This is a genomic window from Salinispora sp. H7-4, assembly GCF_013416675.1.
In the GTDB taxonomy this organism is placed as follows: Bacteria; Actinomycetota; Actinomycetes; order Mycobacteriales; family Micromonosporaceae; genus Micromonospora; species Micromonospora vitiensis.
In genome coordinates this window covers 151,819-165,450 of record NZ_JABZED010000006.1, presented here as the reverse complement: position 1 = coordinate 165,450, position 13,632 = coordinate 151,819, and the positions used below count along the sequence as shown (strand labels likewise).

Genomic DNA, 13,632 nt, shown 5'->3' with positions numbered 1-13,632 from the left:
CGGAGCGGGGCTGATCAGCTGCAGGGAGGCCAGGCCGTCAGCTGTTGGGAAGCCAGGCCACACTCTGACCGGTTGTCGGGTCGGAGGCCCGCAGGCCCGCGTCCGACACCGTCCAGAGGGTGTCGCCGACGAGTAGCGAACGGGTGATGTGCCCGCCAGCCGGGTGGGTCACCTCGCCCTGGTCGGTGAGGGTGTCCCCGGCGACCCGCAACAGACGTAGACCGGCGTTGACCGGGACAGCGAGTAGCCCGGTGCTCGGGTCGTACCGGAAGGCATGCGGGTCGTGCTCGGCGGCGGACCAGGCGTCCGGGCGGTGCCAGCGGTCCAACCGGAGCGGTTGGGCCGGGTCCCGGACATCGAAGAGCGAGACCTGGACCCCCTGGGTGCGTCCGTCGAGGTCGGCCTCCTGCCCGATACCGAGCAGCCGGCCGTCCGCGACCGGGTGCAGGTACGCCGAGTAGCCGGTGATCTTCAGCTCCCCGGTGACCCGGGGGGCGGCGTGGTCGCTCAGGTCGAGCGCGTAGAGCGGGTCGGTCCGCTGGAACGTCACCACGTACGCGGTGGCACCGAGGTAGCGCACCGAATAGATCTGCTCCCCCGGGCCCAGGCCGGTGACCGCACCGGTCTGGGTCAGTACCCCGCCCTGTCGACGCAGCACGTGCACGCCGGACTCCGAGCTGCGCCCGTCCTGGCTCGTGCTGGCGTCCTGGCTCGTGCTGGCGTTTCGGTCCGTGCTGGCGTCCTGGCCCGTGGTGGCGAGCTGGCCCGTGGTGGTGGTGGCGACGCGGAGGTGGCCCTGCCAGTGGGACAGGGCGTACTGGTTGATCAGCCCACCGGGCACGGTGCCGGCGGCGACGTACCGGGGACGACCGGTGGTGGTGTCGAACTGGTAGATGTCGGTGACCGACGGGCCGGCCTGGTCGGGCCGCCGAGCCGGAGTGGACGATGCCGCCAGCTGTCGCTGGCCCGCCAGGTAGAGGCTGTCACCGGTGCTGTAGACGGTGTCCGCGCCGGCGGCCACGCTGACCGGGTCGCCGTCGGTGAGCCGGTCGGCGGTGAGGTCGAAGCTGAGCACGGTCAGCACCGTGGAGCCGGTGCCGGTCTGTGGGCGGCTGAGTCGGTCGCAGCCGACCCGGCCGCTCCCGCGCTCCGCTCCGGCTGTCCACTCGTAGGCTGGTAGCCACGCGTCGATACCCGCGGCGGCGATCGTGGCCCGGTAGGCCGCCCTATGGGCCGCCTCGTCGGCGCTGGTGGGCAACTCCGGGAAGATCAGTTGGGGGTGGGACTCGACCACCAACCGGACCGTGCTCCCGGTCTGTCGGGCGTCCAGGGTGCGACCGTGGATTTCGTACGTGCTGAGCACCCGGGGTGGGCCGCTCAGGTCGACCAGGTGGAGCCGGGTCGCAGGGGGGATCAACCCGGGTGACGCCACGGCACTGCCCTCCCGACCCGGCCTGGCCGCGGGGAGGGTCACCATCGCCCTGGTGAGGACCATCGCGTGATCGCCGAACAGGAGCAGGTCCTGCCCGCCCCAGGGGCGTTGCTTGAGGCCATCGTTGAGGTCCAGCCGCCCGGCGAAGCGGTTGGTGGCGGGGTCGACGACCCGGAGCACGCCCTGGCTGATGGTGACGATCCGCTGCCCGTCGGTCTTGACCAGGTCCGGCTCGTCAACGCCGGGCTCGTACGCATTGGTAGGCGAGAATTCCCCGGCCGGCGTCGACTCCGCCGCTTTGCTGGCGGCGTACGCCGATGTCAACCCGGTCCGTTGCTGGGGCGCGCCGTTGGCGAGCCCCCACGGGCCGACCTGGGCTGCCGTCGCGGCGCGCAGTTCGGCCAGCGCATCGGCGCAGGAGTCGAAGGAGACCAACCGCAGTGGTGACTCGGGTTCGGCCGGTGGCGTCGTCGGCGCCGGTGACCGGGTCGCGGCGACGCTGCCCGCGAGCAGGAGGAGCGCGAGCAAGGTACCCGCGACAAGAGTGGGACGGCGTGATGTCATGCCCCTCCGACGCCGCCGGTCGGCCCGCGGTTCCCGTACGGCGCGCTGTCGTGCGCCGCGGCAGCAGCGGGGGATTACCCCTGCCGATGCGGCGGTGGTGGGTCCCGGGATGGCTGGGAGCAGCAGTGACGGTGATCAGTCGGGGGATGGGCCGACGCCGGGGGACTCGACGAGCCGGGAGAGCACGATGGTGCTGCGGGTGGAGGTCACAAAGGACTCCGCTCGCAGGCGTTCCAGTGCGGCCTCGAGGTGGGCGATGTCGGCGGCGCGCAGGTGGACGAGGGCGTCCGCCTCGCCCGAGACGGTGTAGGCGCCGACGACCTCGGGGTGTCGACGGGCGGCGACACCGATCTGCGGTGGCGTGGTTCGACCGGCGCAGAACAGTTCGACGAAGGCCTCGGTGGTCCAGCCGACCGCGGCCGGGTCAACGACGGCGGTAAATCCGCGGATGACTCCGGTCGCGCGAAGCCGATCGACGCGCCGTTTCACGGCCGGGGCGGAGAGGGAAACCCGCTGTCCGATGTCGGCGTACGACGCACGGGCATCGGCGACCAGCAGCGCAATGATTCGCTGATCTACTGCGTCAATCTGCAAGGTTCTGCCTCCTGAAAGCAATATTTGTGGCTGTTACCGTTGTTCGACGGTACCTACCTTGGTAATCGTGAACCAGCAGCGAGTGCCGCGAAAGCGGACATATCTCATGTGCTCGCCGGAGCATTTCGCGGTTGAGTACGCGATCAACCCGTGGATGGACGTCACCACCGCGGTTGACGTGGAGTTGGCGGTCAAGCAGTGGGACCGGCTGCGCGAGACGCTGGTCGGGCTCGGCCACGACGTGCACCTGCTCACCCCCACGCCGGGGCTACCCGACATGGTCTACGCGGCCAACGGCGCCCTCGTCGTCGATGGCACCGTCTACGGCGCGCGGTTCAAGCATGCGCAGCGCAGCGCCGAGGCCGCGGCCCACCGCGCCTTCTACCAGTCACACGGTTGGCACTTCATTGCCCCGACCGTTACCAACGAGGGTGAGGGTGACTTCGCGTACCTGCCGGCGGCGCATGGTGGCCTCGTCCTGGCCGGCTACGGCTTTCGGACCGAACCCGCCGCCCACGCCGAGGCGCAGGAGGCGCTGGGCCGGCCGGTGGTCTCGGTGCGGTTGGTCGACCCTCGCTTCTACCACCTGGACGTGGCGCTGGCCTCGATCGACGACGGCAACATCGCCTACTACCCGGGTGCCTTCTCCACCACCAGCCAGAAGGTTCTGGCGCAGCTCTTTCCCGCGGCCGTGGTCGCCGATGACGCCGACGCCCTCGCGTTCGGTCTGAACCTGGTCAGCGACGGACACAACGTCGTCCTGAACAGCGAGGCGACCGGCCTCGCCGACAAGCTGGCAGCCGCCGGTTACCAGCCGGTGCCGGTGGCGCTGGCCGAGTTACGCAAGGGCGGCGGCAGCGTGAAGTGTTGCATCGCTGAACTGCGCCGCTAACGCTCGCCGCCGAGCGGCCCCGCGTCGGCAGGTGGCCACGGGGGCGGATCCGCGCCGCCCCCGTTCAGCCGAGCGTGGCCACGGGGGCGGGTCCGGGCCGCCCCCGGTCAGCCGAGCGTGGCCAGCTCGGTCAGGAGCACGTTGGAGAGGAGCTGGCCGTCGAGCTGGACCTCCCGGAGGTACCACCGCTGCTGCGGGGTGCGCGACTGGTTGAACTGCCACACGCCGCGAGGGCTGTCAATTCGGCCGATCTTGCCGAGCGCGAGGTTCACCTCCGACGGGGTGGGTGACTCGCCAGCACGCCGGATCGCCTGGTTGAGGACGTGCGCCGCGTCGTACGACGCCGTCGCGTACGCCGTCGGGGAGGTGCCATGCTTCTTGCGGTACGCGGAGGCGAAGAGCCGGTTGGCCGCGTTGTTGACGTCGGGCGAGTAGTTCAGGGTGGTCTGGATGCCGAGAACATCCGCCTTGTTCTTGAAGCTCGCCAGGACGTTGCCCTCGGTCAGGAAGCCCGGGGCGTAGACGGGGCCGGTGTACCCCGCCGCGCGGAGCTGCTTGAGGAACTCCACGGCAGCGGCGCCGGCGAAGAAGCAGAGGACGCCGTCCGAAGCGCGCGTGAGCGCCGTGGCGATATCCCGCTGGTAGGCGTTCTTGCCCGGGACGCCGGAGAAATCCTCCGTCCAGGTAACAGGAGCTCCGATCCGGGGATCGGACTGCCCGAATTCCTCCTGGAAGCCCCGGAGTACGTCCTTGCTGGCTGAAGAGTCCGGCATGATGATCGCCAGCCGTGCCGATGGGTCGAGCGCCTCCTGCAGGTAGCGTCCGAGGGCCCGACCGGCCTCGTCCAGCACGTATGACGTGCGCCAGATGTAGACGACGCTCTGCAGACTGCTGGGGGAGGCGTTGGAACCGACCAGCGGCACCTGGGCCTGCTCCACGGTGTCCCGGATGCCGAGCATGACGGTCGAGCTGACCACGCCGGTGAGGGCCAGCACTCCCTGGTTGAGCAACTTCTCCACCGCGGCCTGGCCGGATTTCGCGTCGTTGCCCTCATCGACGGCGACCAGCTCGGTCGGGTGCCCGCCGAGCTGTTCCTCGTTGAGATCCAGGAAGAGCTGGAAGCCGTTGGCCACCTCGACTCCGACATCGGTGAGGTCACCGGTCTGCGGAATGAGCATGCCGATCTTGATGGGGCTCAGCGGAGCGTCGGACGCACTGCGGCCGGCGCATCCTGCCCCGAGTCCGGCCGTGCCCAGCGCTGCCAACAGCTGTAGGGCGCGCCTGCGGTTCACCTGTGTCACCGGTCCCTCTCCAGAAAATCTTGGCCGGGCGTATCCGGCCCATCCGGCGTTTTACCCCGCTCGGACACGCTGCGTCAACTCGGCACTAGGTTTTGGTGAGGGAACGTAATGCGAGGACGACCTCTGGCCAAGCCGGTGATTCTGGGTCGATGAGGCCGAAATGTTCGCACTTGGCTAGCTCCAGTAGCTGGACGTTGCCGCCAGCGGCGTGCCCGGCGGTAACGAACTCACGGCTCATCGTCACCGGCACCTGTTCGTCGAGGGTGCCATGCATAACTACTGTCCGTGATGTGGGTGGCGGCAGCGAACGCGGATCGCAGGCGGCGTAGCGGTCCGGCACCTCAGTGGGGTCGCCGCCGAGCAGTGCGGCCACCGCACCCGTGTCCAGGTCCAGCCGGTATGCCTCGGCCAGGTTCGCCACCGGGGCCAGGGCGAGGATCCCGCCGACGACGGCGGGCCGGGTGGCGGCGGCGTAGAGTGCCAGCTGCCCGCCGGCCGAGTGACCGATGAGGATCGGCGGGCCGGCCGCCACCGCGCCGGGGAACGCCTCAGCCGTCAGCCGGGGCAGCTCGGACACCCCGGTCAGGACGTCGGCCATGGTTCTCGGCCAGCCACCGCCGGGTTGCCCGGTCCGGCGGTACTCGACCTGCGCCACCGGGTAGCCGAGCCCGGCCAGCGCGGTCGCCAGCGGCGCGGTGTGCCGGCGGTCGTACTCAGCTCGCCAGAAGCCGCCGTGCACGACGATCACCAGCCGCTCGGGCGGCCCGGCACCGGTTGGTCGGCGCAGATCCGCGACCTGGTCCGGATGAGGGCCGTAGGCGACCGTGACGTCCGGGGCCGGCGCGGGACGGGTGAGCACGGCACGCGGGTCACTGGACATGCCGGTGACGGTAGCGGGTTGCCCCGATCGGCGCTGATCGTTGCTCCCGGAGGGCGCCGCCGACGGCGGCTGGGGAAAGATGGGTGCCATGACCGAAGCGCAGTCCGCAGGACAGAACGACGTGCAGGACCAGGCTGACGAGCAGGGCCAGGACGATGCTGCCCGGTCCGGCACCGTGGTGGTGGTGGGACCGGACGGCCGTCCGGTGGGCACGGTGCAGACCGACGACAGCCAGGAGGACCCGGCCCGACTGGTCGAGCAGCCGGCCAAGGTGATGCGGATTGGCAGCATGATCAAGCAGCTGTTGGAGGAGGTCAAGGCCGCCCCGCTCGACGACGCCAGCCGGCACCGGATGCGGGAGATCCACGAGCGCTCCATCGTCGAGCTCAAGGAGGGGCTCGCCGTCGAGCTGCGGGAGGAGCTGGAGCGTCTCGCCCTGCCCTTCACCGAGGAGAAGGCGCCCAGCGAGAGCGAGTTGCGGATCGCCCACGCGCAGCTCGTTGGCTGGCTGGAAGGGCTCTTCCACGGCATCCAGGCGGCCTTGGTCGCCCAACAGATGGCGGCCCGGGTGCAGCTGGAGCAGATGCGCTCCGGCCGGCAGGCCCTCCCCAGCGGGCCGGGCGGAATCGCCCCCGGAATGCCCGGGATGGGGCAGCCGGCGGGCGGTGAGGGGCACAGCACCGGTCAGTACCTCTGATCGGTGCGGCCCGGGCCGGTGTCAGCGGGTCAGTAGCCGGTCAAGGTAGACGGCGACTCCGTCGTCGTCGTTTCGGAGAGTGGCTTCGTCGGCGGCGGCGTGCACCGCCGGGTGCGCGTTCGCCACCGCCACCCGGGCCCACCCCGCCCAGGAGAACATCGGTAGGTCGTTCGGCTGGTCGCCGAAGACCAGAACCTCCGCCGGGTCCACGCCGAGCCGTTCGGCGACCACCTGGAGCCCGGTCGCCTTGTCCACACCGGGCGGGCAGATCTCGATGAAGCCCAGGCCAGCCTGGGTAAGCGCGGCGGTGTGCGGTGGGATGATTCGCTCGGCCGCCGTCAACAGCTCGTCGGTGTGGTGGTCGGCGGTCCGGGCGAAGGCCTTGATCACGTTGCCGGAGAGGCACTCGGCGCGGCTGCGCGCCTCAAACAGTTCCGGGTACGGCCAACTCGCGTGGTAGTCCCCCCAGAGCGGTGCGTTGGGTTCGTCGGACGACTCCACCATGACGGTCAGCGGGCCGACCGCTGTCTCCAGCTCGGTCAGCAACTCCGCCAGCACCGCACCGGAGAGCCACTCGTCGCGGAGCACCAACGGCCCGTCCGGGTCGCTCTGGTCCACCACCCGGCCACCGTTGGCCATCACCAGGAAGTCGGCGGCGCGGATGTCGTTGCGGGTCAGCTCGGTCAGCCGCGGTCCGCGACCGGTCGCGCCGACCATCGGGATGCCGGCGGCGCGCATCCGGTCGAGTACCCCGTGCGTGTACGCGGAGACGGTGTTGTCGCTGCGGACCAGCGTCCCGTCCAGATCAGTGGCGATCAACTTGGGTAATCCCGGGCGGACCATGGCTCCTCCTTCGCCCGCCACCGTCGCGGCCAGTCGTCACGGTTGTGTGACCCGGCGTTACGGCGGGCAGCAACCGTACCTCGCGGAGGCGGCCCCAACCATGGCCAACCGGCGAATCCGGTGCCAACGGGTGGCGGGGCGGCAGGCGGGGACCAGTGGTCGGGTAGGCCCGTGGTGCGGGCGGTGCCCGGTGGCACAGCTCGATCAATCCGGGCGGACAAACGGGGCAGTCGGGCGGACGGTGAGGTCGGCGGGGGGCGGCAGGTCGTCCGCTGCGGCGCGGCGGGGACGCGGTCGTCGGGCCTCCAGTGCTGCCGCACCGTCCTCCAGCGCTGCCGCACCGTCCTCCAGCGCTGCCGCACCGTCCTCCAGCGCTGCCGCACCGTCCTCCGGCCTCGCCGCACCGGCCTGCGGCTCGGACCTGTCGGCGGCCGGGGCGAGCAGCACGGCAGCCCCGAGTAGTGCGCAGGTCAGTAGGGCGGCGACCATCCCCCGCCCGTATTCGACGAAACCCTCCTGGCCGGGGAAGTAGCCGGCGGCGATTCCGTCCTGGTTGTCGATCGTGGTCATCCCGGCGACCAGCACCGCCAGCAGAGCAGCCGCCAGGGCCAGGCCGGCGATGCGGGCGTTCGGCCGACTGGCTCCGGTGCCATACAGGGCGAGGGCGACCGCCACCGCCAGACCGAGGATGCCGACCAGGTAGACGAGGCCGAGACCACCCGTCCGGTCAACCGTCTCCCGGATCTGGAGCGCACCGCCGTCGGGACTGATAGGGGGAAAGTGCCGCACCACCCACGTCTGCGTCAACGAGGCCAGCCCGGCGACGGCCCCGAGCCCGGCGAGAACGAGGGGCAGGCCTCGGTTACGGAGGAGCTGGGTGACCGAGCGCCGGTGGCCCGGTGATCGAGGACCGTCCCCGCCCCACTGCCCGCCGACGATCTCATCGGAGCGGTCTTCCTGCCGGGGGATGGGTTGCTTCGGATCCATCGGAGGCCCTTCCTATCGATGAGATTGATCCGCATCATGGCACAACCAGTCAGCGGCGGGCCGGACCGAATCGCCTCCCCCGCCGGCTGCCCGCCTCCCCCGCCGGCTCCCCGCCGGGGCGGGGCTTCCCGGCAGAACCTCGGGTACCGGCAGAATGGGGCGGTGGCCATGGAGATGAACCGGGAGCGGTTCGAGGAGCTGGTCGGCGACGCGCTCGACGAGGTACCCGAGGAGTTGCTCAGGCTGATGAGCAACGTGGTCATCCTGGTCGAGGACGCCCCACCCCCCGGCGAGGAGCTACTCGGCCTGTACGAGGGGCACGCCCTGACCGACCGCGGCTGGGACTACTCGGGCGTGCTGCCCGACCGCATCCTGATCTACCGCAACCCGATCCTGCGCATCTGCGACACCGAGGAGGACGTGGTGGAGGAGGTGGCGGTCACCGTCGTGCACGAGATCGCCCACCACTTCGGCATCGACGACGAGCGCCTGCACGAGTTGGGCTGGGGTTGAGCCGTCGGGTCGCCCGGAACAGGGTCGGCCACGGCCCGGCGCCGGGCGGGGGTGGCCAGGAAACTGGGCGACCGGTCTCAGCCGAGATCCCCGCTACGCAGCCGGGCCAGCCAGGCGGCGGCGTCGACATAGTCGGCGTCCACGGGCCCCGCTGAGGCGGGCCGTTCACCTCCGCCGCCGGTCCAGCGGTGCCGGGGGTACGACCCGAGGAAGCGCACCTGGGCGCAGACCCGACGTAGTCCCTGTAGTGCCTCGCCGAGCCGGGCATCGGCCAGATGACCGGTGCAGTCCAGGAAGAACACGTACCGGCCGAGTGCCTCGCCGGTCGGCCGGGACTCGATCCGGCTCAGGTTGACTCCGCGCACGGCCAGCTCCATCAGCACGGAGAGCAGCGCGCCCACCCGGTCGTGGGCGATGTAGACCGCCAGCGACGTCACGTCGTCACCGGTGGGCGGCGGGGGCGGCCCCGGCCGCGAGAAGAGCGCGAATCGGGTCACCGCGTCCGGGTGGTCGGCGATCTTGTCGGCCAGTACCGCGAGCCGGTGCCGGGCCGCGCCGATCGGAGCGCAGATCGCCGCGTCGACGTCGCCAGCGGCGGCCCCCACCGCCGCCGCACCGTTGGAGAGCACGTCAACCACCGTCGCGTCGGGCAGGTGAGCGTGCAGCCATGCCCGGCACTGGGTGGACGCCTGGGGATGGGCGGCCACGCTGTGCACCGTACCGAGATGCCCGCCGGTACGGGTGGCGAGCACGAACTGCACCGGCAGGATCACCTCCCGTGTGATCACCAATGGCTCGCCCTCGGCCAACTCGTCCAGCGTCACCCCGACCGCGCCGCCGATGGAGTTCTCCAGTGGCACCAGCGCCGCATCCGCGGCACCGACACGTACGCTCTCCAGCGCCTCGCCGACGCTGCGGGCGGGCGTCCGGTTGGCCCGCTCGGCGGCGGGGACGGTCCGCAGCGCCTGCTCGGCGAAGGTGCCCTCGGGCCCGAGGTAGACAAAGCGGGTCGGTGGTGTTCCCGGCATGGGCGACAGCCTACGTACCCGAGCTGGCGTCGCAGGCCAGGGTCCGGATGCCGGTCGGGGAGGTGACGCGTACCTCCGCTGTGCAGACATCGGTGCCGGCGGTGACCAGGCGTGGCGCGGTGCCGGAACCCCGGCTGACGACCTGGAGCGGTTCGTAGCCGGTGACGGTGAGGACGGTGTAGTGCCAGTCGTCGGCGCAGAGCGGCCCGGTCAGCACCCGTACCTGGGCGTCGGCGGGGAGCAGGTCCTGCCCGCGTACCAGGTCGGTCACCTGCTGGCTGGACGGGCCGGCGGGGCACCGGACGGCGACCGGCGTGCTGCTGGCCGTCGGGGTGGACGCCCCGGTCGGCGACGGTGCCGCAGGGGTGGTCGCGGCGTCGGTCGGGCTGGGCGAGGCGGACCGGGCTGACTGGCTCGGCTGGGCGTCCCGCAGCTCGGGCGGGGTGCCGCAGCCCGAGGTGAGCAGCACCGCCAGGAGCGCCACCGGCCCGACCACGGGCGCGGCCGGGGTCTGCGACTGGCCACGCCGGGCCGGTGGTCCGGTCCGGGACCGGTGGGTGGGCGGAGCGGGAGCAGCGGGGCGGGGTCCGGACGGCACGGACGATCCTCAAATCGACATGAATAAGTGCAGGCGGATGGGAAACCCATCGTAGGAGGGTCCGCTGGTCTGGTGAAGCCTCAACCGGGCCGCTTCTCGACCGAAGCCGACGCCGACACAGCCCTGGCTAGGTACGGACCCGGTGCCCAGCTCGCTCGAGCGCGGTGACGGCCTGATCGAGGCGGACCGCCGGGACCAGCAGGTAGTCGGTGTCGTGGGTGGAGAAGGCGACCACGGAGACGCGGGCCTCGGCCAGCGGGTCGATGAGAGCGGCCAAGCCGGTGGAGAGCGCGAGGTCAGAGGGGCCGACCAGGCGTAGGCAGCGCCAGGTGGTCTCGGTCTGTGCCGGTGCGCGCGCTGCGGGGCAGATCACCGACACGCCGTCGGTGGTCCAGCTCACCGTGACCACGTCAGCGTCGCTCAGCCCGCCCGCAAGGCCGGGCGGCAGGGCAGAGCCGGCTGCCAGACGGCAGACAGCGTAATCACCCGGCAGCAGAGCGATATCCAGCATGAGGGCACCTTACGGCCTCGGACGGCTCCTACCCAGCACACTGCATGCGGCGCATGCCACATGCAGTGTGCTGGGTCAGACCTCGGAGAAGAATGTGAGGGAGCCCACGACCGCACCGGCGTGGTGAACCGGGGTGGAGATGGCGTCAACGGTGGCTGCCGGTGCGCCCGCCGACACCCCTTTGATCCGGAGCAGCCCGCGGGCCAGGCGGCCGGAGGTGATGGCAAGGAGCGGTGGGATCTTGTCGAGTTCCGGCTCGGTCAGCTCGCCCCGGTTGGCGGTGAAGTCGAGTAGCCGCAGGCTACCGTCGAGTAGTGGATGCCCGATCACGTCCAGACAGTCATCGAGAAAAAGCAGGTGAGACCCGGTGGCGGAGACGGCGACCACCCGAGTGTCGGCAGCGATGAGCAGGCAGGGCTCGTCTGCCTGGGAGACGGCTACCGACCAGGAGGTGACGTTGTCGTACTCCTGCTCTGGCGGTGCCACTACCGTCGGCACGCGGACTTCTGAGAGCGAGAGTTCGACGTGGGCCACCGCACCTCCTACGTAAACCGAGACGGTCTGTCCACGCTAGCGTGACCCAACGCATTTTCGCTGACCGCGCCGGCAACCGTCAGCTCACTGTTGGTGATGTGGACCGTGACCCACCGACGGTACCGTTGGTGCCCCGGCTTGTCAGCTGCCGTCGCCATACCACCGGTAGTCGGCCGCCGGGCGGTGGCTGCCGTTGCGCCAGGTGCCCGGGTGCTGCGCGACCCGGGACAGCTTGGCCGCGGTTTCCGGGCTGATGCGGTTCCCGGCGGCGACGAGGAGCCGGTCCAGTTCCCGGTGGGTGGCCATCAGACAGTCCTCCGGGAGGCCGTACACGCTGATGACGCCGGAGCCGACGAACGTCAGCACCGGCGTCACCGGGATTGGTAGCCCGACCGCGTTGCTGAGGGCCCTGCTCGCCCGCTTGGCATCCTTGCGGGCCTCCGTCACGTAGGCCGGGCGCTTGCCGTTGATCTGCACGACCTCCCCGGCCACCAGCACTCGGGCCCGACCATGATCAACGATCGTGACCGCGTAGAGCCCGCTCGGGCCGATCACGAGGAAGCCGGCGCGTTCGTCCTCGGCGGCGTCGCGGAGCAGATCGAGCGAGTCGGTACGCGGCCATTCGATCACCTGCCAGGCCGGACCGAGTTGGTCGAGTCGACCCAGTGCCCGTGCTCCGGCTGCCTCCAGCCGCCGTGCTCCCCGCTCGGCCCGTCGGCGGCGGGCCCACTCGAGGGGAGAGGAGCGGGGTGGGGCGAGCGTGCCCGGGCTCTCCACCCGGGGGTGCGGCACCGCCATGGGCGGCAACGCCTGGGCGGAGGTTGCGGTTCGGCGAGCAGGGTAGACAGTCATCGCGACCTCCGGCAAAAGGTCCCTCGAAGTTATGTCCCCGCTACCCTACGTCGCTACTCCCCGGAGGGGGCAAGTTGGAGCGCCGGAGTGAGTGCGGATGAATGCCGTGTTCATCCATCGTTGTTTGCCGGATACCGAGAACTCAGGCTCTAGGCTGCGATGGTGAGCCACTACGTGGACAGTGAGGTTGGCCACCTGGGTACGGTCCTGCTGCACCGCCCCGGGCCCGAGCTTGCCCGGCTCACCCCCCGCAACAGTGGTTCGCTGCTCTTCGACGCCATCCCCTGGGTCAGCCGCGCGCAGGAGGAGCACGACGCGTTCGCCGCCGTGCTGCGCGAGCGCGGCGTGGAGGTGCTGCACCTGGCAGAGCTGCTCACCGAGACCCTCGCCGGCGACGATGCGCGAGCCGAGCTGACCGAGCAGGTGCTGCGCTCGCCCCGGCTCGGCGACCAGCTACGCGCCCGGGTTGCCGCCCACCTCGCCTACCTCGACCCGGCCACGTTGGCCGGTGTCCTCATCGCCGGTCTGGCCCACGAGGAACTGCGGATCAGCCGGGAGCGCCCCGGGGGCCTGGTCTACCAGCTGATGGACCGGCATGACTTCGTCATCGACCCGCTGCCAAACCTGCTCTTCACCCGCGACTCCTCGGTCTGGATCGGCGGTCGGGCCGCCGTCACCAGCCTGGCCATGCCCGCCCGTCGGCGGGAGAGCACGCTGACTGACATCATCTACCGCCACCATCCACGTTTCGCCGGCACCGAGTTCGCGTACCAGCCGGGGATGGAGCATCTGGAGGGTGGGGACGTGCTGCTGCTCGCCCCCGGAGTGCTGGCGGTCGGGGTAGGCGAGCGGACCACGCCAGCGGGTGCCGAGCGTCTTTCCCGCCAGGTCTTCGCCGCGGAGCTGGCCCACACCATCCTGGTCGTACCGATCGCCCAGGAACGGGCCACCATGCATCTCGACACCGTCTGCACGATGGTGGACACCGATGCGGTACTGATGTACCCGAACATCGCCAGCACGCTCGTCGCGTACACGGTGATCGCCGGGACCGGCGGCGACGATCCGCGGGTGGCAGGACCGGCGCCGTTCCTGCGGGCCGCCGCGGACGCGATGAACCTGGACCAGCTACGGGTGATCGACACTGGCCTGGACCCGGTGACCGCCGAGCGGGAACAGTGGGACGACGGCAACAACACCCTCGCCCTGGCGCCCCGGCTCTGCGTCAGCTACGAGCGGAACACGGAGACCAACGCGCAGCTTGAGCGAGCCGGCATCGAGGTCGTCCCGATCGCCGGCTCGGAGCTGGGCTCCGGGCGGGGCGGCCCCCGATGCATGTCCTGCCCGCTACTCCGCGCCCCCCTCGGCCGGGAAGATTGAGCCGGCCGCTCACCCCCCCGCTGCCC

Annotated in this window: 15 protein-coding genes; 4 read left to right on the top strand and 11 right to left on the bottom strand. The window is 70.9% G+C overall.

Features of this window, described 5'->3' with window-relative positions; all coding sequences use genetic code 11:
• Positions 1-37: 37 nt before the first annotated feature.
• Both H0524_RS07125 and H0524_RS07120 read right to left on the bottom strand, forming a co-directional pair.
• Positions 38-1,996, bottom strand: a complete 1,959-nt coding sequence (locus H0524_RS07125; RefSeq protein ID WP_180197932.1) for a beta-propeller domain-containing protein — start codon at positions 1,994-1,996, stop codon at positions 38-40.
• 135 nt (positions 1,997-2,131) lie between these two features.
• Complete coding sequence (locus H0524_RS07120) at positions 2,132-2,590, bottom strand: Lrp/AsnC family transcriptional regulator (RefSeq protein WP_012015722.1); 459 nt, start codon at positions 2,588-2,590, stop codon at positions 2,132-2,134.
• 106 nt (positions 2,591-2,696) lie between these two features.
• On the opposite strand from H0524_RS07120, the gene ddaH reads away from it, so the two are divergent.
• Entirely contained in the window at positions 2,697-3,482 is a 786-nt protein-coding gene (gene ddaH, locus H0524_RS07115) for a dimethylargininase (protein ID WP_180198063.1), read from the top strand.
• Positions 3,483-3,589: 107 nt separating this feature from the next.
• On the opposite strand, the gene H0524_RS07110 is transcribed toward ddaH, so the two are convergent.
• Together H0524_RS07110 and H0524_RS07105 are read right to left on the bottom strand one after the other, a co-directional pair.
• A complete protein-coding gene (locus H0524_RS07110; protein ID WP_180197931.1) occupies positions 3,590-4,783 on the bottom strand; it encodes an ABC transporter substrate-binding protein in 1,194 nt (397 codons plus the stop codon).
• Between the two features lie 85 nt (positions 4,784-4,868).
• Positions 4,869-5,663: a S9 family peptidase gene (locus tag H0524_RS07105; protein WP_180197930.1), complete on the bottom strand. Its 795-nt coding sequence runs from the start codon at positions 5,661-5,663 to the stop codon at positions 4,869-4,871.
• Positions 5,664-5,742: 79 nt separating this feature from the next.
• Between H0524_RS07105 and H0524_RS07100 the strand changes: the two genes are divergently transcribed.
• Positions 5,743-6,360: a bacterial proteasome activator family protein gene (locus tag H0524_RS07100; protein WP_026185572.1), complete on the top strand. Its 618-nt coding sequence runs from the start codon at positions 5,743-5,745 to the stop codon at positions 6,358-6,360.
• A gap of 21 nt (positions 6,361-6,381) precedes the next feature.
• Here H0524_RS07100 and H0524_RS07095 read toward each other — a convergent pair whose 3' ends face one another.
• Positions 6,382-7,203 carry an HAD family hydrolase gene (locus H0524_RS07095; RefSeq protein WP_180197929.1) on the bottom strand — a complete coding sequence of 274 codons (822 nt, stop codon included), beginning with the start codon at positions 7,201-7,203 and terminating at the stop codon, positions 6,382-6,384.
• 204 nt (positions 7,204-7,407) lie between these two features.
• The gene (locus H0524_RS07090) at positions 7,408-8,190 is read right to left on the bottom strand and encodes a hypothetical protein (protein WP_180197928.1); all 783 of its coding nucleotides are present in this window, start codon (positions 8,188-8,190) and stop codon (positions 7,408-7,410) included.
• A gap of 168 nt (positions 8,191-8,358) precedes the next feature.
• Between H0524_RS07090 and H0524_RS07085 the strand changes: the two genes are divergently transcribed.
• Positions 8,359-8,703, top strand: a complete 345-nt coding sequence (locus tag H0524_RS07085) for a metallopeptidase family protein (protein ID WP_180198062.1) — start codon at positions 8,359-8,361, stop codon at positions 8,701-8,703.
• Positions 8,704-8,780: 77 nt separating this feature from the next.
• Here the strand turns inward: H0524_RS07085 and pheA are convergent, their stop codons facing one another.
• The 5 genes from pheA to H0524_RS07060 all read right to left on the bottom strand — a co-directional run bounded on the left by pheA (position 8,781) and on the right by H0524_RS07060 (position 12,226).
• A complete protein-coding gene (gene pheA / locus H0524_RS07080; RefSeq protein WP_180197927.1) occupies positions 8,781-9,731 on the bottom strand; it encodes a prephenate dehydratase in 951 nt (316 codons plus the stop codon).
• A gap of 10 nt (positions 9,732-9,741) precedes the next feature.
• The gene (locus tag H0524_RS07075; protein WP_180198061.1) at positions 9,742-10,227 is read right to left on the bottom strand and encodes a hypothetical protein; all 486 of its coding nucleotides are present in this window, start codon (positions 10,225-10,227) and stop codon (positions 9,742-9,744) included.
• 229 nt (positions 10,228-10,456) lie between these two features.
• A complete protein-coding gene (locus H0524_RS07070) occupies positions 10,457-10,840 on the bottom strand; it encodes an ACT domain-containing protein (protein ID WP_018727701.1) in 384 nt (127 codons plus the stop codon).
• Positions 10,841-10,915: 75 nt separating this feature from the next.
• Entirely contained in the window at positions 10,916-11,374 is a 459-nt protein-coding gene (locus H0524_RS07065) for a hypothetical protein (RefSeq protein ID WP_180197926.1), read from the bottom strand.
• A 141-nt stretch (positions 11,375-11,515) separates the two neighbouring features.
• A complete protein-coding gene (locus tag H0524_RS07060) occupies positions 11,516-12,226 on the bottom strand; it encodes a hypothetical protein (protein ID WP_026322852.1) in 711 nt (236 codons plus the stop codon).
• 159 nt (positions 12,227-12,385) lie between these two features.
• Between H0524_RS07060 and H0524_RS07055 the strand changes: the two genes are divergently transcribed.
• Positions 12,386-13,606 (top strand): arginine deiminase, encoded by a 1,221-nt coding sequence (locus tag H0524_RS07055; protein WP_180197925.1) that lies wholly within the window; start codon positions 12,386-12,388, stop codon positions 13,604-13,606.
• The last annotated feature ends 26 nt before the right edge of the window (positions 13,607-13,632 follow it).

Bases quoted from the DNA above. Each gene is read 5' to 3' on its own strand.
- ddaH (WP_180198063.1), top strand. From the start codon at position 2,697: ATGTGCTCGCCGGAGCATTTCGCGGTTGAGTACGCGATCAACCCGTGG.
- H0524_RS07125 (WP_180197932.1), bottom strand. From the start codon at position 1,996: ATGACATCACGCCGTCCCACTCTTGTCGCGGGTACCTTGCTCGCGCTC.
- H0524_RS07100 (WP_026185572.1), top strand. From the start codon at position 5,743: ATGGGTGCCATGACCGAAGCGCAGTCCGCAGGACAGAACGACGTGCAG.
- H0524_RS07055 (WP_180197925.1), top strand. From the start codon at position 12,386: ATGGTGAGCCACTACGTGGACAGTGAGGTTGGCCACCTGGGTACGGTC.
- H0524_RS07105 (WP_180197930.1), bottom strand. From the start codon at position 5,663: ATGTCCAGTGACCCGCGTGCCGTGCTCACCCGTCCCGCGCCGGCCCCG.
- pheA (WP_180197927.1), bottom strand. From the start codon at position 9,731: ATGCCGGGAACACCACCGACCCGCTTTGTCTACCTCGGGCCCGAGGGC.
- H0524_RS07085 (WP_180198062.1), top strand. From the start codon at position 8,359: ATGGAGATGAACCGGGAGCGGTTCGAGGAGCTGGTCGGCGACGCGCTC.
- H0524_RS07090 (WP_180197928.1), bottom strand. From the start codon at position 8,190: ATGGATCCGAAGCAACCCATCCCCCGGCAGGAAGACCGCTCCGATGAG.
- H0524_RS07070 (WP_018727701.1), bottom strand. From the start codon at position 10,840: ATGCTGGATATCGCTCTGCTGCCGGGTGATTACGCTGTCTGCCGTCTG.
- H0524_RS07060 (WP_026322852.1), bottom strand. From the start codon at position 12,226: ATGACTGTCTACCCTGCTCGCCGAACCGCAACCTCCGCCCAGGCGTTG.
- H0524_RS07095 (WP_180197929.1), bottom strand. From the start codon at position 7,203: ATGGTCCGCCCGGGATTACCCAAGTTGATCGCCACTGATCTGGACGGG.